This is a genomic window from Amycolatopsis sp. 505 (genome assembly GCF_031625235.1).
Lineage (GTDB): Bacteria > Actinomycetota > Actinomycetes > Mycobacteriales > Pseudonocardiaceae > Amycolatopsis.
Genome location: NZ_JACKQP010000005.1, coordinates 140,818 through 156,010 on the forward strand (window position 1 = coordinate 140,818; position 15,193 = coordinate 156,010).

General features: G+C 72.0%; 16 protein-coding genes. 6 read left to right on the forward strand and 10 right to left on the reverse strand.

Annotated elements, in window-relative coordinates:
* Position 1: 1 nt before the first annotated feature.
* Positions 2–1,222 (reverse strand): SpoIIE family protein phosphatase, encoded by a 1,221-nt coding sequence (locus tag H5965_RS19755; RefSeq protein WP_310971506.1) that lies wholly within the window; start codon positions 1,220–1,222, stop codon positions 2–4.
* Positions 1,223–1,304: 82 nt separating this feature from the next.
* Between H5965_RS19755 and H5965_RS19760 the strand changes: the two genes are divergently transcribed.
* Both H5965_RS19760 and H5965_RS19765 read left to right on the forward strand, forming a co-directional pair.
* Positions 1,305–2,024: a histidine phosphatase family protein gene (locus H5965_RS19760; RefSeq protein ID WP_310971507.1), complete on the forward strand. Its 720-nt coding sequence runs from the start codon at positions 1,305–1,307 to the stop codon at positions 2,022–2,024.
* Positions 2,002–2,865 (forward strand): NAD(P)H-hydrate dehydratase, encoded by an 864-nt coding sequence (locus tag H5965_RS19765; protein WP_310971508.1) that lies wholly within the window; start codon positions 2,002–2,004, stop codon positions 2,863–2,865. The genes H5965_RS19760 and H5965_RS19765 overlap by 23 nt, the downstream gene beginning before the upstream one ends.
* A 152-nt stretch (positions 2,866–3,017) precedes the next feature.
* Here the strand turns inward: H5965_RS19765 and H5965_RS19770 are convergent, their stop codons facing one another.
* The 4 genes from H5965_RS19770 to H5965_RS19785 are packed head-to-tail and all read right to left on the reverse strand — an operon-like array spanning position 3,018 to position 7,081.
* The gene (locus H5965_RS19770; RefSeq protein WP_310971509.1) at positions 3,018–3,737 is read right to left on the reverse strand and encodes an SDR family oxidoreductase; all 720 of its coding nucleotides are present in this window, start codon (positions 3,735–3,737) and stop codon (positions 3,018–3,020) included.
* On the reverse strand, positions 3,734–4,582 hold the full coding sequence (locus H5965_RS19775; protein ID WP_310971510.1) for an oxidoreductase: 849 nt from the start codon (positions 4,580–4,582) through the stop codon (positions 3,734–3,736). Before H5965_RS19775 ends, H5965_RS19770 begins: the two co-directional genes overlap by 4 nt.
* Before the next feature lie 45 nt (positions 4,583–4,627).
* Positions 4,628–5,449 (reverse strand): helix-turn-helix transcriptional regulator, encoded by an 822-nt coding sequence (locus tag H5965_RS19780; protein ID WP_310971511.1) that lies wholly within the window; start codon positions 5,447–5,449, stop codon positions 4,628–4,630.
* A gap of 54 nt (positions 5,450–5,503) precedes the next feature.
* A complete protein-coding gene (locus H5965_RS19785) occupies positions 5,504–7,081 on the reverse strand; it encodes an alkaline phosphatase D family protein (RefSeq protein WP_310971512.1) in 1,578 nt (525 codons plus the stop codon).
* Positions 7,082–7,229: 148 nt separating this feature from the next.
* Here H5965_RS19785 and H5965_RS19790 point away from each other — a divergent pair, with 148 nt between their 5' ends.
* Complete coding sequence (locus H5965_RS19790) at positions 7,230–9,455, forward strand: PHB depolymerase family esterase (RefSeq protein ID WP_310971513.1); 2,226 nt, start codon at positions 7,230–7,232, stop codon at positions 9,453–9,455.
* A gap of 63 nt (positions 9,456–9,518) precedes the next feature.
* On the forward strand, positions 9,519–9,731 hold the full coding sequence (locus H5965_RS19795; RefSeq protein ID WP_086838852.1) for a hypothetical protein: 213 nt from the start codon (positions 9,519–9,521) through the stop codon (positions 9,729–9,731).
* A 701-nt stretch (positions 9,732–10,432) separates the two neighbouring features.
* Here the strand turns inward: H5965_RS19795 and H5965_RS19800 are convergent.
* On the reverse strand, positions 10,433–10,849 hold the full coding sequence (locus tag H5965_RS19800; protein ID WP_310971514.1) for an ATP-binding protein: 417 nt from the start codon (positions 10,847–10,849) through the stop codon (positions 10,433–10,435).
* Positions 10,850–11,194: 345 nt separating this feature from the next.
* Here H5965_RS19800 and rho point away from each other — a divergent pair, with 345 nt between their 5' ends.
* Positions 11,195–12,256, forward strand: coding sequence for a transcription termination factor Rho (rho, locus tag H5965_RS19805; protein WP_310971515.1), 1,062 nt, complete (start codon positions 11,195–11,197; stop codon positions 12,254–12,256).
* A 4-nt stretch (positions 12,257–12,260) separates the two neighbouring features.
* On the opposite strand, the gene H5965_RS19810 is transcribed toward rho, so the two are convergent.
* Positions 12,261–12,473 carry a hypothetical protein gene (locus tag H5965_RS19810; protein ID WP_310971516.1) on the reverse strand — a complete coding sequence of 71 codons (213 nt, stop codon included), beginning with the start codon at positions 12,471–12,473 and terminating at the stop codon, positions 12,261–12,263.
* Complete coding sequence (locus tag H5965_RS19815) at positions 12,470–12,748, reverse strand: hypothetical protein (protein WP_310971517.1); 279 nt, start codon at positions 12,746–12,748, stop codon at positions 12,470–12,472. The genes H5965_RS19810 and H5965_RS19815 overlap by 4 nt, the downstream gene beginning before the upstream one ends.
* A 788-nt stretch (positions 12,749–13,536) precedes the next feature.
* Here H5965_RS19815 and H5965_RS19820 point away from each other — a divergent pair.
* A complete protein-coding gene (locus H5965_RS19820; RefSeq protein ID WP_310971518.1) occupies positions 13,537–14,469 on the forward strand; it encodes a PrsW family glutamic-type intramembrane protease in 933 nt (310 codons plus the stop codon).
* Between the two features lie 4 nt (positions 14,470–14,473).
* Here the strand turns inward: H5965_RS19820 and H5965_RS19825 are convergent, their stop codons facing one another.
* Positions 14,474–14,674, reverse strand: a complete 201-nt coding sequence (locus H5965_RS19825; protein ID WP_310971519.1) for a DUF3072 domain-containing protein — start codon at positions 14,672–14,674, stop codon at positions 14,474–14,476.
* A gap of 66 nt (positions 14,675–14,740) precedes the next feature.
* A complete protein-coding gene (locus H5965_RS19830) occupies positions 14,741–15,163 on the reverse strand; it encodes a hypothetical protein (protein WP_310971520.1) in 423 nt (140 codons plus the stop codon).
* Positions 15,164–15,193: the final 30 nt, after the last annotated feature.

A 15,193-nucleotide genomic window follows, 5' to 3' on the forward strand; every position in this document is an offset into this window, starting at 1 on the left:
TTCATCCGGCCGGGACGGCACGGCGCCGGATGGCCAGCACGGCGACGTCGTCCTGGGCCGCCCGGTTGCCGATCATCGTCGCCATCACCTGCGCGCAGACCCGCTCGGGGTCCCCGGCGCGCACGGTTTCCGCCAGCTGTGTCATGCCGACGTCCACCGGGCGGTCCCGGCGCTCCACCAGGCCGTCGGTGTAGAGGACCAGCACGGCGTCTTCCGGCAGCTCGACCACCGTCGTCCGGCGCTCCGGCACGCCGATGGTCAGCCCGATCGGGGGATCCGGGGGCGAGTCCACCAGCCGGCCCGGCTCGCCGGGCTCGGCGAGCACCGGGGGCAGGTGCCCGGCGAGCGACAGCGTCAGCGCCTCGCGGTCCGGGCCGATGATCCCGTAGGCCACCGTGGCCATCGCGCCGTGTTCGAAGTGGTTGGCCTTGCGGTCGAGCTTGGCGAGCACCTCGGCGGGGCTTTCGGAGTCGAGGGCGTAGGCGCGCAGGGCACTGCGCAGCCGGCCCATGATCACCGCCGCGTCGAGCCCGTGGCCGGAGACGTCGCCCATCACCACGCCGAGCCGGTCGCCCGGCAGGGAGAACAGGTCGTACCAGTCCCCGCCGAGCCCGGTCTCGGCACCGGGCACGTACCGGGCGCCGAAGTCCAGGCCGGGCACGTCGGGCAGGCTGCTGGGCAGCAGGCTGCGCTGCAGCGCCATGGTGGCGGTGCGGTTCTCCTCCAGGGCCTCCACCTGGATCGCCATCGCGAGACGGTCGGCGAGCAGCTGCATGGTGGCCACTTCGGGCTCGCCGAACGCCCGGGGCGTGACCGAACCGACGTGCAGCACCCCGACGAGCTCGCTGCCCGCCAGCATCGGCACGCCGAGCATGGAGTGCAGGCCGCGTTCCCACAGCAGGGAGTTCACGACGGTGGTTTCGTCGACGTGGTCCAGGATCACCGGAGCGCGCTGGAGCGCCACCGTGCCGGCGAACCCGCTGCCCACCGGCACCCGCACGCCCTGGTGGACCTCCTCTTCGATGCCCGCCGCCGCGAAGGCCACCAGCTGGCGGCCGCTGGGCTGGTACCGCAGCACGGTCGCGGTGTCGACGTCCATCACCTCGCGCAGGCGCTGCAGGGTCTCGGCGAGCATCTCGGCCAGCCCGAGGTGGGCGGCCGGGGCACCGAGGATCGCCTCCAGCTGCTGCAGCCGGTTCTGGGCGTCGAGACTTCGCGACATGGAACGACCCTAGCCGCAACTGCTTTGCGGTCCTAACCATCCCGGGTTTCGACGGCGGGTCCCGCGGGGTAACCAGCCGGTCGTGAACGTCGACTTGGACTGGGTGGGTGTGCTGCGGCACGGCCAGAGCACCGGGAACGTGGCCAGGGAAGAGGCGGAATCGGCCGGCGCGGACGTGATCGACATCGCCGAGCGCGACGCCGACGTGCCGCTCACGGACCTGGGCCGGGAACAGGCTTCCGCGGCCGGGAAGTTCCTCGCCGAGCACCCGCCGGACGTCGTCGTCACCTCGACCTACCGCCGTGCCTGGGACACCGCGCGGCTGGCGGCGCCCGACGGCGTGCCGATCGTCCCGGACGAACGGCTGCGCGACCGGGAGCTCGGCGTGCTGGACCTGCTGACCTCGCACGGCGTCGCCGAGCGGTGGCCCGACGAGCTGCGGCGCAAGCGGCGGCTGGGCAAGTTCTACTACCGGCCGCCGGGCGGGGAGTCCTGGGCGGACGTCGTGCTGCGGCTGCGGTCCCTGCTCACCGAGCTGAGCGTGGAGCACGCCGGAAAGCGCGTTCTGCTGGCCGCGCACGAGATGACCGTCTTCGCCCTGCGCTACCTGCTCGAAGGGCTGCCCGAACCCGACCTGCTGCGCGCGGCGAACGCCACCGAGGTCCCGAACGGGTCGGTGACGGCCTGGGAGCGCGACGCCGACGGCGGGTTCACCATGGTGCTGGCCCAGGAGGTCGGCCACCTGCACGCCACCGACACCCCGCCGACGGCGGACGACGATGCCGCGCAGCAGCTCACCTGACCCGGCGCCGATCAGCCCGGCCCTGCTGCGGGACTGGCGGATCGGCGCGGAGGACCGGGGCACCGTGCTCGTGATCGGCGGCGCCCGGACGGTGCCGGGCGCACCGGCGCTGTCCGGGACCGCCGCCCTGCGCGCCGGAGCGGGCACGCTGCAGCTGGCGGTCGCCGAACGGCACGCGACGGCGATCGGCGTCTCGGTGCCCGAGTCGTCGGTGTTCGGCCTGCCGGAGACCTCGACCGGGGCGATCGCCGCCGACGACCGCCTGACCGAAGTGCTCTCCGGCGCCGGCACCGTCGTGGCCGGCCCCGGCCTGACCGGCGTTGCGGAGACCGAGGAGCTGCTGCGCCGGCTGGTGCCGGCGATCGCCCCGGACGCGCGGGTGGTGCTGGACGCCTTCGCGCTCGGCGCGCTGAGCCGGGACCCGGCCCTCGCGGAGCCCCTGTCCGGCCGACTCCTCCTGACGCCGAACCGGGTGGAAGCCGCTTTCCTCGACGGCTGCGAGGAAAAGGACGTCGACGACCTCGAGACGGCGGTCCGGATCGCCGGCCGCTACGGCGGCGTGGTGCTGCTGATGGGCGTGGTCGCCGCGCCGGACGGCCGGGTCTGGCGCGACGGCAGCGGCCACGTCGGCCTGGCGACGTCCGGCAGCGGCGACGTCCTGGCCGGCCTGACCGGCGGCTTCCTCGCCCGGGGCGCGGCCGTCGACCAGGCCGCCTGCTGGGCGACGCACGTCCACGCCGTGGCCGGCCAGCGCCTGATCCCGGACACCGGCAGCACCGGCCTGCTGGCCCGGGAGCTGGTGGCCGAGATCCCGCGCGTCATCGCCGAACTGGAGCGCTGAGCGTCACCGTGTCGACCCCGCAATCACGCGTGTCGACCTCCTGATCACGCGTGTCGACCCGGCAATCACACGAGCCGGCCGCCATGCCGTGCGGAAACGGACGACACGCGTGATTAGAGGGTCGACACGCGTGATTGGAGGGTCGACACGGGTTACCGCTGGGCGGTGGGCCGCACGATGACCTCGTTGACGTCCACGCCGTCCGGCTGCCCGATCGCGTAGGCGATGGCCCCGGCGATCGCGTCCGCCGGGAGGGTGACCGCGCGGTAGGTGCGCATCGCTTCCTGCGCGCCCGGTTCGGTGATGCTGTCGGCCAGCTCGGACTCGGTGACGCCGGGGGAGATCGTCGTCACGCGGATACCCGGGTCGACCTCCAGGCGCAGGCCCTCGGTGATCGCCCGGGCGGCGTACTTGGTGCCGCAGTAGACCGCGGCCGTCGGGACCACCTCGTGCGCGCCGGTGGAGGCGACCGTCACGAAGTGCCCGCCGCCTGCGCGCCGGAAGTGCGGCAGCACGGCCGCGATCCCGTGCAGCAGGCCGCGGACGTTGACGTCGATCATCCGGTCCCATTCGTCGACGTGCAGCGAATCCAGCCGTGACAACGGCATCGCGCCGGCGTTGGCGACGAAGACGTCGATCCGCCCGTGCGCTTCGACGGCGGCGTCGGCGAAGGCGGCGACGTCCGCGCGGTCGGTGACGTCGAGGCGGTGGACGTCGGCGGTGCCGCCCGCGTCGTGGATTTCCTTGGCCAGCGCGGTCAGCCGGTCTTCGCGCCGGGCGCCGAGCACGACGTGGTGGCCTTCGCTGGCCAGGCGGAGTGCGGTGGAGCGGCCGATGCCGCTGCTGGCGCCGGTGATGAGGACGGTCTTCACAGGGTTCCTTCCGGGAAGTCGGCGGCGAGGGTGGTCTCGCGCCAGGTGTCGAACGTGGAGCGGAGGGTGTCGAGCCGGGCGGTGGCGATGTCGTAGGCGGCCCGGCCGAGGAGCAGGCGCAGTGGCGGTTCGTCGCTGCCGACGGCGGTGAGGACGGCTTCGGCGGCGCGGGCCGGGTCGCCCGGCTGCCGGCCGTAGGTCGCGAGGGTCGCCTCCCGGCGGGCACCCGCGGTCTCGGCGTAGTCGTCGATGCGGACCGCCGACTGCCGCATCGACGGGCCGGACCAGTTGGTGCGGAACGCGGCGGGCTCGACGATGGTCATCTTGATGCCCAGCGGCGCCACTTCCGCGGCGAGGGACTCCGACAACCCCTCCACGGCGAACTTCGTCGCGTGGTAGTAGCCGGTGGCACCGAAGGCGGCCAGGCCGCCGAGCGACGACACGGTGACGATGTGGCCGCTGCGCCGTGCCCGCATGCCGGGCAGGACCGCGCGGGTGACGTCGGCGAGGCCGAAGACGTTGGTGTCGAACAGCTTCCGGATCTCCGCGTCCTCGCCTTCTTCGACCGCGGCGAGGTAGCCGTAGCCGGCGTTGCCGACCAGGACGTCGATCCGGCCGAACACCGCCTCGGCCCGCTTCACGGCGTCGACGACCTGGGCGTGGTCGGTGACGTCGAGCGGCAGGGCGAGCGCGCGGCCGCCGTGCGCCTCGGCGAGGTCGGCGACCCGCGCCGGATCGCGAGCGGTGACGACCGCGCGCAGTCCGCGGCCGAGCACGGCTTGGGCCAGGGCGCGGCCGAGGCCGGTGGAGCAGCCGGTGATGAACCAGACCGGGTTTTCGGGCACGACAAAATACTCCGTCCATTGTGGAGGGATTTGGGAAAGGTGGGTTCAGGAAGCGGCGAGACTGCCCAAGAGCTTCAGCGCCGCCTCGGACGGGCTGCCCGGCTCGGCTTGGTAGACGATCAGCTGCTGTCCCGGGGCGCTGTTCACGGTCAGCGCCTCGTAGCTCAGCTCCAGCTCGCCGACCAGCCGGTGCCGGAACCGCTTGGTTTCGTGGGTCTTCTGCCGGATGTCGTGGCGGGCCCACAACCGGCGGAAGTCCGCGCTCTTGACCGACAGCTCGCCGACCGTGTCGATGAGCCGCGGGTCGTCCGGGTCGATCCCGGCGGCCGCCCGCAGGCCGCCGACCGTGTTCACCGCCACGCGCTCCCACTCCGGGTAGAACTCGCGCGCGTCCGGGTCCAGGAACACCAGCCGGACCAGGTCGCCGCTGTGGGTGTGCCCGGCGAACAGCGCCTGGCCCAGCGCGTTGTGCGCGAGCACGTCCAGACACCGGCCGAGCACGAGCGCGGGCGTGTCCGGCCAGCCGTCCATCAGGCGCAGCAGGTTCGGGCTGACCTGCTCACGCCGCCGGGCGCGCCGGCGCCGGACCGGTTCCGGCCGGGCCAGCCGGTGCAGGTGGGCGACGGCGTCGTCGTCCAGCGCCAGCCCGCGGGCGAGCGCGTCGACGACCTGCGCCGACGGGTTCCGCTCCCGGCCCTGTTCGAGCCGGACGTAGTAGTCGGTGCTGACGCCGGCCAGCAGCGCCACCTCCTCGCGGCGCAGGCCCGCCACCCGGCGCGACCCGCCCGCGGGCAGGCCGAGCTCCTCGGGACCCACCTGTTCGCGGCGGGCCCGGAGGAACTCCCCGAGGGTGTTGTCCTTGGCCATGATCCGAGGCTAACCCGGAATCGGCGCACGAGCCTGGCCGTGGCGCACCCACCCTCAGACCAGCCGGATCGGCTTCTCGTCGTCGGCCGGGTCGGCGCGCAGCAGCGTCGCCGTGGCCGTCCGGCCGTCGACTTCCAGCTCCATGACCGCGTTGCCGAAGTGCGGCCCGGACACGCAGTGCCACGACAGCGGCGCGGGCGGGACACCGGTGCGCCGGGCCAGCCATTCACTGACCCGGGTGAGCGAGCGCGCCCAGCCCGCCCGGAACAGCCGGTTCATGTACCACGGCACGGTGTTGTGCACCGGCGAGCAGGTCAGCTGGTGGACCGGCGCCGCGGTGCCGCCCGGGAACCACGCCTGCGCGACGTACGCGTGGTGGACGTCGCCCGAAAGCACGCTGACCGACGCGGGCCCCTCGTCCGCGACCCGGGCGATCAGCTTCGCCAGCCGCTCGAACGACGCGCGGAAAGCCGGCCAGTGCTCCAGGTCCACCAGCTGCCGGAACCACTCACTGGCCCGCCCCACGAGCCCGGGCCGGGCGCAGAGCCGCTCGTTGACCGACTGCGCGGCCGACAGCGCGGTGGGCAGCAGCCACGGCAGCGACGTGCCGATCAGCAGGTGGTCGAACTCGCCCGACGCCTGCTCCTCGATCCAGCCGAACTCCTCCTCGCCGATCATCGAGCGCTGGCCGCCCTCGAGGATCCGGCCGGCGCGGGAGTCGATCACCAGCAGCCGGACCGGGCCGAAGTCGCGCCGGTAGGACCACCGGGTGCCCTTGGCGCCGTCGGCCTCCCGGTCGGCGCGGTCGGCGAACTCGCGCAGCAGCTCGGCGTTGTCCTCACCCGACTTGCTGACCCGCTGGTAGAGGTCGTCTTCGGCGAGCTCGCGCGGGCCGAGGTTGCCGAGGTGCTGGTAGACCCAGTACGAGACGAGCGCGCCGCGGATCCGCTCCGGCCACCAGGACGTCCGGGCCATCTTCTCGCGCCAGGCCTGCGAAGTGTTCCAGTCGTCGCGGACGTCGTGGTCGTCGAAGATCATCGACGTCGGCACGGTGGACAGCAGCCAGCGGACCGCCGGGTCGCACCAGGCCTCGAAGTACAGGTGGCAGTACTCCTCGAAGTCGGCGACCTCGTTGCCGGGCGGCTGCTCGGTGTCCCGCCGGGTGGCGAGCCACTCCTGCGTCGCGTCGGTGGTTTCGTCGGCGTAGACCTGGTCGCCGAGCAGCAGCAGCGATTCCGGCCACTCGGCCTCGTCGAGGCCGGCGATCCGGTGGGCGTAGGCGGCGAGCGCGTCCGGCCCCAGTGCGTCCTGCTCCCGCGGCTTGCGGCAGGACCCGAACACCAGCCGGAACCGCGGATCGCCGGGTTCCAGCGTCCGGATCCGGCTCGGCGGCAGGTCGCCGTCCGGTTCGGGCCAGACGACGGCGCCGTCGAGCCGCACCTCGTACGGCGTGCTCCGCCCCGGTTCCAGCCCGGTGAGCACGACCAGCGCGTAGTGGTGGCCGGCGACCTCGAACGTCCGGGCGCCGGCCTCGCCGATGCGCACTTCGCACGGGCCGTCCGTCTCGACCCAGATCGTCGCCGAGGTGGCGTCGACGTGCCGCAGCAGCGGGCCCAGCAGGAGCTCGGTCATCCCGGAATCCTGCCAGAACTCCGGCGGCGCGGCCGATCGGTGAACCACTCGAAAGTTCCCGAAACATTTCGATAATCGTTGACCGGCCGGGCGTGGCGACGAACCATCGTCGCAGCTGCGTTCCCGCCCCCGGAAAGGATTTCCTCGAGTGCGAAGACTCCTCACCGCCCTTTCCGCCGCCGTCCTGGCGATCGCCGCGTCGATCGTGCTGGTCGTGGCGGCGCAGCCGGCGTCCGCGGCCAGCCTGACGCGAGTCACCGACTTCGGCAGCAATCCCAGCAACCTCAACATGTACACGTACGTCCCGGACCGCGTCGCCGCCCGCCCGGCGCTGCTGGTGGCCGTCCACTACTGCACCGGCTCGGCGTCGGCGATCTTCAACGGCTACGCCCGCGACTACGTGACCGCGGCCGACCAGTACGGGTACGTCATCGTGTTCCCGGAAGCCACCCGCAGCGGGCAGTGCTTCGACGTGTCCTCGCCGCAGGCCCTCACCCGCGGCGGCGGCAGCGACCCCGTCGGCATCCTGTCGATGGTCAACTGGGCCAAGCAGCGCTACAACGTCGACTCCTCCCGCGTGTACGTCACCGGGTTCTCCTCGGGCGCGATGATGACGAACGTGCTCGCGGCGGAGTACCCGGACGTGTTCGCCGCCGGTTCGGCGTTCATGGGCGTGCCCGCCGGCTGCTTCGCGACCACCGACGGGTCCAGCTGGAACAGCCAGTGCTCGGGCGGCCAGCTGATCAAGACCGCGCAGCAGTGGGGCGACCAGGCCCGCCAGATGAGCGGCGGCCGCACCGGCCCGTTCCCGCGCATGCAGCTGTGGCATGGCACGGCGGACGACACGCTGCGCTACCCGAACTTCGGGGAAGAGATCAAGCAGTGGACCAATCTGCAGGGGCTGAGCCAGACGCCGTCGTCGAGTGATGCCCCGCAGTCCGGCTGGACGCGCACCCGCTACGGCGCCACCGGCACGCAGGCGCCGGTCGAGGGCATCAGCGTCCAGGGCGCGGGCCATTCGCTGCCGCAGAACGGGATGATCCCGTACGCGATCGCGTTCCTGGGCCTGAACAGCGGCGGCTCCACGACCACGCCCACCACGACCACGTCTTCCACACCGCCGGCCGGGACCACGCTGGGCAGCGCGGCGGCGAGCAGCGGGCGGTACTTCGGCACGGCGGTCTCGGCGAGCAAGCTGTCGGACAGCGTGTACACGGGTATCCTCAGCCGCGAGTTCTCCATGATCACCCCGGAGAACGAGATGAAGATCGACGCGACCGAGCCGGCGCAGGGCCAGTTCTCGTACACCAACGCGGACCGGATCGTGAACCAGGCGACGAGCCAGGGTGCCCGGATGCGCGGGCACACGCTGGCCTGGCACCAGCAGCAGCCGGGCTGGATGCAGGGCATGGAGGGTTCGGCGCTGCGGCAGGCGATGCTGAACCACATCACCCAGGTCGCGACCCACTACCGCGGCAAGATCTACGCGTGGGACGTGGTGAACGAGGCGTTCGAGGACGGCGGTTCCGGCGCCCGCCGCAATTCCAACCTGCAGCGCACGGGCAACGACTGGATCGAGGCGGCGTTCACCGCCGCGCGGGCGGCGGACCCGGGCGCGAAGCTGTGTTACAACGACTACAACACCGACGACTGGAACCAGGCGAAGACCCAGGCCGTGTACCGCATGGTCCAGGACTTCAAGTCCCGTGGCGTGCCGATCGACTGCGTCGGCTTCCAGTCGCACTTCAACCCCAACAGCCCGGTGCCGTCGAACTACCGGACGACGTTGCAGAACTTCGCGAACCTCGGCGTCGACGTCCAGCTCACCGAGCTCGACATCGAGGGCTCGGGAACGACACAGGCGGCGAACTTCCGCACGGTGACCTCGGCGTGCATGGCGGTCACGCGGTGCACGGGGATCACGGTGTGGGGCATCCGCGACACGGATTCGTGGCGAGCGTCGGGAACACCGTTGCTGTTCGACGGCAACGGCCAGAAGAAGGCGGCCTACACGGCGGTCCTCGAGGCGCTGAACGGCGATGTCCCGCCGACCACCACGACGCCCACCACACCTACCACTCCCACCACGACCACCCCGGCGCCTGGCGGCTGTTCGGCGGCGTACTCGCGGACGGCCGAGTGGAACGTGGGCTTCAACGGCCAGGTGACGGTGTCGGGGACGAACAACTGGACGCTGACGATCACGTTCCACGCCCCGCAGAAGGTGATCGGCAGCTGGAACTACACGGGAACGTGGGACAGCACCGGCTACGTCCTGACGGCCAAGCCCAACGGCAGCGGGAACGTCATCGGCTTCACGGTCCAGCACGGCGGCAACCTCACCGACCCGACGGTGACCTGCACGAGTCCGTAGTGGTCGTGATCACAGGTTCCAGGTGCTGCGAAAACTGTCGGTGGTGACGGATAGCCTCAGCACATGAAAACGGACGACGCGACAGTCCCGGCGCACCAGCTCACCAAGGGCCAGTGGTTCTGGCACGAGCCGGCGCCGGGGCTGCCCGCGTGGCAGCTGCAGGTGAATTCGGCGGAGTTGCTGGAGGACTCCGTCGAGATCTTCACGACGGACGGGGAGCGGGAGCTGGTTTCGTACCCGAGGAACAGGCTGGTCCGCCTGGCCGAGGTGGCTTGAGGGGGTTGCTGGGGGATTGATGCAGTTTGAAGCAGGTTTGATCGGCGACGCGTGCCCGCCCGCCCATGGTTTGAGGCGGGCGTGACGCTGCAGGGCGGGCACCGTCCGGGCGCGTGGTTCGAGGCGGGCGTGACTCTGCGGTGCGGGCACAGTCCGGCGGCGTGAATGTGGCCGGCCGGGCGGGTGCGTCCGGGATCTGAATTCAGCGAGAGCCGCCCGAGCCGAAGAGGGCGCGGTTTGCGAGGCGCTCGCGTTTACTGGGGTTGCCTCGGGTGGTTCGTGGTCCGCCAAGCCCGCCACGAGGCGTGCCCTGCTGAGTCTGCCTTGGTCGTTCGTGGTGTGCCAAGCCCGCCGCGGGCCGTTCGTGTCCTGCCACGTGCGCCGTGGGGCGTTCGTGTCGTGCCAAGCCCGCCACGGGCCGTTCGTGTCCTGCCAGGCGCGCCGTGGGTTGTTCGTGTCCTGCCAGGTGCCTCGGCAGTTCGGGTCTGCCCGGCGCGCCGCGAGCCGTTGGTGCCCTGCAGGTCCATTTCGGGCAGAGGCCGAGCCTTCGGCCGCTCCCAGCGCCGCAGGCGTCGGCCGATCTCGCTCGCCTTTCGAGCGAAACCCGCCAGGCGCAAACCCGCCGGCGCGCGGTCAGGCGAGCCGGCGGGTGATGCGCCGATTGGTGCTCGGCCGGCCGTTGGCGCGGCCGGCCCGGCGCGTCAGCCTGCGTCCCTGAGGGCCGGTGGGCGCCACGTCATGCGGACCGTGGTTCCCTTCTCTCCCGAGTCGATGTCGGACTGGTCCGCCACCTGGTCGATCAGCAGCAGGCCGCGGCCACCCGAGGTCCGCAGGCCCGCCACCCTCGGGCGGGTCGCCGGGATGCCGCAGCCGGTGTCCGTCACCGTCACCGTGATCGCGTCGCCCTCCCGGCGAGCCTGCAAGCGGGCCCAGCCGTGGCCGTGCGGGTAGGCGTGGGCCGCGACGTTGGCCAGTGCTTCGTACGCGGCCAGCGTGATGTCGTGCGTGCTGTCCGGGTCGAGCGGGAACTCGCCCAGCCAGTGGATCAGCTTGCGGCGCAGGCCGGCCATCTCGTTGGGCAGGGCCGGCGCCAGTTCTTCGAAGGTCGAGGCGACCACGGCTCCGGCGGCAACGCGCTCCGGGGCCGTGGTCCCGGCTTGGTCGGCGTCGGTGCTCTCGCCCGTATCGACGCCAGTTTCCGGGGTATGTCGATACACGATCCGCTCCCATCGTTCAGCCGCAGTTCCCCCGTTTCAGCGGGCTTCTCTCATGGACTACCCACCGCCACGAAGTCTTACCCGTTGTGCTTCGTGAGATGAGTCGCTACAGTGGATACGCTCCTCGCGGATGCCGGCCCCTCGGCCGCCCGGAGGCAGCTCCCCGGATCCAGGCCACTCGGCCTCTTTCCTTCTTCGCGGCCTCGCCGTCCGTGCGCAGGCCCATCACCACCTCAGGAGACACCCATGCCTTTTCACGGAATCCTCGACCTGTCCGGCAAAACACCGTTCGTCCGGCCCGGTTACCGGCCCGTGCCCGACGACGTCGCGATCCCGCTTTCCCTTGTCCGCAAAAACAATCTGCGGCCCGGTGACGAGGTCGCCGGCACCCCCGAGGAGATCATCAGCGTCAACGGCCGCGACCCGCGCGAGCCGCGTCCGCGGTTCGCCGACCTCGTGCCGGTGCACCCGGACCGTCGGCTCCTCCTCGAAACCACGCCGACGCGACTGCTGCCGCGCGTCATCGACCTCGTCACCCCGCTCGGCCGGGGGCAGCGCGCCCTGGTCGTTTCACCGCCGAAAGCCGGGAAAACCACGGTGTTGCGGGAAATCGGCCACGGGCTGTCGGTCAACCACCCCGACTGCCGGCTGCTGGTCCTGCTAGCCGACGAGCGTCCCGAAGAGGTCACCGAGCTGAGCCGGACCGTCCGCGGCGAAGTGATCGCGTCCACTTTCGACCGGCCGCCGGCCGAGCACGTGGCGGTGGCGGAACTCACCGTCGAGCGCGCGAAACGCTTGGTGGAACAGGGCGAAGACGTCGTCCTGCTGCTCGACTCGCTCACCCGCCTCGGCCGCGCGTACAACCTTTCGGCGCGTCCCTCCGGCCGCACGCTGTCCGGCGGCGTCGACGCGGCCGCGTTGCAGCCGATGAAGCGAATCCTGGGCGCCGCAAGGAACATCGAGGGCGGCGGCTCGCTCACGATCATCGCGTCGGCGCTGGTGGAAACCGGTTCTCTGGCGGACACGGTGTTCTTCGAGGAGTTGAAGAGCACCGGAAACCTCGAACTCAAGCTCGACCGCAAGACGGCCGAGCGACGCATCTTCCCGGCGGTCGACGTGGCGGCGTCCGGCACCCGGCGCGAAGAACTGCTGGTCACCCCGGGCGAACTGGCGGCGATGCGCGAGGTCCGGCGGGCGTTGCCGGGGCCGCACGCGATCGAGCAGCTGCTGGAGCAGCTCCGCAAGACCGGTTCCAACGCCGAGTTCCTGCTCCGCGTGACGGGCGCGGCGCTGCCGCAAGCGGCCTGAACGGTCAGCTTTCGCGACGTTCCCGCAGCTCACCGATCACTTTCGCCCCGACACCGCGTGCCTCTTCGGGGTGATCGGCCGGCTCGCCCTCGCCGGGGCGGTAGAGCGGGTCCTCGGCTCGGCCGGGATCCGGGGTGCCGGACCGGGCGATCTCGGGCTGCTGTTCGTTCGGCTGGGACATCCCCGGGAGGTACCCGGTGCGCGCGCTTTCACTCATCGAGGTGGCTGGTAGGGGGTCGAACGCGGGTAGGACGGCCGTTCCGGCCCCCGATTCAGGGCGGCAACGAGAAAGCCGAACCCGACAACGGTGACGACAAGCGCAGCCGCACCGGGAGCAAAGGCCCACCACCCAACCCCGGCGGCGGCCACGACCCAGGCCGCGACGAGGGTCCGTTTCGCGGTGAGGGGATAGGACTTCGGCAGCTCCCGGACGGCCACGCCACCGAGCACGAGCAGCCCGGCGAGGCTGACGAGCAGCACGGTCAGGTACACGGGATGTCCTCCTTCGGCAGTAGGGCATCTCGGGTTGGCTACCCGCTGGGGCGGTTCGCAAGCCGTGGTGTGGGGCACACCGATGAGGGTGCGGGCCGGGTGCTGTGCCGGCCGGACTCGGGGAGTGCATCCGGAGGACGCACCGCGGCGCCCGGGCAGGCCCTTGTGACGCCGAACCGCACGTCGGCGGTGCGGCTGCCTCGGCTCAAGCGCTGGGGCGCCAAGGCGACCTGGCGGCTCGGCGGACCGGAAGGCGCGGCGTGGGCCGGCTCAAGCCTGGCGGCTCGGCGAGGGCCGATCGGCGCGTGCGGCTTGCCTGGGGAGCCGCGACAGACGTCTTGGCGAGAGGGTGCGCGGGCGCGGCCCGGCGGGGGTGCGCGGGCGCGGCCCGGCGAGGGTGCGCGGCGGGGCCGACGCGAGCGCGGCCCGGCGCGGGCGCCACCCGGCGCGGGTGCACCGGCGCGCGTGCGGCCTGGCTAGGGGAGTTGCGGCGGCATGGCGAGGGTGTGCTCGCGCGGGCGTGGCCCCGCCGGGGCGCACCGGTGAGGCCAACGCGAGCGTTGGCCCGACGCGAGCGTGGCTCGGCGCGGGTGCCGCCCGGCGTGACCCGACGGAACCGTGGCCCGGCGCGGGTGTGGCCCGGCGCGGGTGTGGCCCGGCGCGGGCGCCGCCCGGCGAGGCGTGCACCGGCGCGAGCGAGGGCGAGCCGGCGTGAGCAAGGCGAATCCTGCAGCCGGGATCGAAGTCCAGCGGGTGCGGAGCTGCCGAAACCAGGGCACAGTACCCCCATGGCCCATCCGTCCGCTCGGCCCGCGGCCGGGGCCCGGTCACGCCGGGTCTGGCTGCGGATGTTCCTCGTCGGTGCCCTTCTCTGGGTGCTTGCCGTGGTCGTCACCTTCGTCACCGGCAACCCGAACCTCGTGCCCACCGTGGTGCTGCTCGGGAGCTTTCTCGTGCCCGTCACCTTCGTCGCCTGGGCTTTCGGGCGGCGGCGGAGTGGTGAGGTCACCTCCGAGCTGCTCTTCAGCACCTTCGTCGCCGGTGGGGTGCTCGGGGTGCTGGCCGCCTCGCTGCTCGAGTCCTACCTGCTGCATCCCTCCGCTTGGCTGTTCGCCGGGGTCGGGCTGATCGAAGAGGCCGTCAAGCTCGCCGTGCTGGCCGTGCTCACTCGGCACTTCCGGGTCAAGTTCGCCACCGACGGGCTCGTCCTGGGCGCCACCGTGGGGTTCGGGTTTGCCGCCTTCGAGTCGGCCGGCTACGCCTTTACCGCGCTGTTCACCGAACGCGGGCTCTCGCTCATGGACCTCGTCCAGACCGAGCTGCTCCGCGGCGTGCTCGCGCCCGTGGGCCACGGCCTGTGGACCGCGATCCTCGGCGGCGTGCTCTTCTCCGCCAGCGATCACCGCCACTTCGCCCTGACGCTCCGCCTGCTGCTCAGCTACCTCGGTGTCGCCCTCCTCCACGCCCTCTGGGACGCCATGCACGGCATCGCCCTCGTGCTCACCCTGCTGCTCACCGGCACGCCCTGGCAGTACGTCCAGCTCGAACAGGGCTACCAGCCGCAGCCGACCGCGCTGCAGGCCGACGTCTTCACCGTGCTCTCGTGGGGTGGCCTCGCCCTCGTTTCGGTGATCGGCATCGGCTGGCTGCTCGCCGTCCGGGCGCGGGCCCGGCGGGGTGAACGGCAACCCACCGTGCTGTGGCGGATCCCCGCGCGGTGACCCCTCACGTGCCGCGGCCGGTCGCCTTCTGCAGGGCGTCGATCCGCTCGGACGCCTCCGCCTTCGTCAGGCCCTCCGGCACCTCTTCGCCGGCTTCCTGCGCCAGCGTCTGCAGGTACGACTTCTGCGGCCCGGTCATCGGCTCGTCGCCGGTGGTCCAGTCGCTCGGGTCCTTCTCGGGGTTGGGCTCCACCTGATCGGTCACGACTCCTCCAATCGAACGTTTGTTCGTCTGCGGTCGACTGTAGCGCAGGGGTCCGACAATCGCCGGTCAGGTGCCGGCCGGGGGCGTGCTCGGGGCCCCCGCCTCGTGGCCCGGCCGCCCGTGCGTGCGGCGGTCGTCCTTCATCTGCTGTTCGTGCAGGTGGCGGCGTCCTCCGGTGAGCGAAGCGAGCAGCTCGCGCTCGAGGTCGCGGCACGCCTTGTAGTAGCCGTCGTCGTACTCCTCGACGACCTGGAATGTCCACCGATCGGGTAACACGTTGAGCCCGATGAGCTCTTCGGAGATCCGCCGCGCCCAGTCGCCGTGCCCGGCCTTCTCCAGCTGCTCCACGGCCTCGCCGAGCGCCAGGTCCGCGCTCCCGGTCAGCTGGTGGAAGGAGTAGAGGTGCCCGCGGGCGCGCTCGATCGTCTCGAGCGCCTCGGTCACCTTGCCGACGGCTTCGACGGTGGCGGCGTCAGGGATGTCTTTCATGCGCGAAAAGTGCCCCGTTCCGCGATTTCT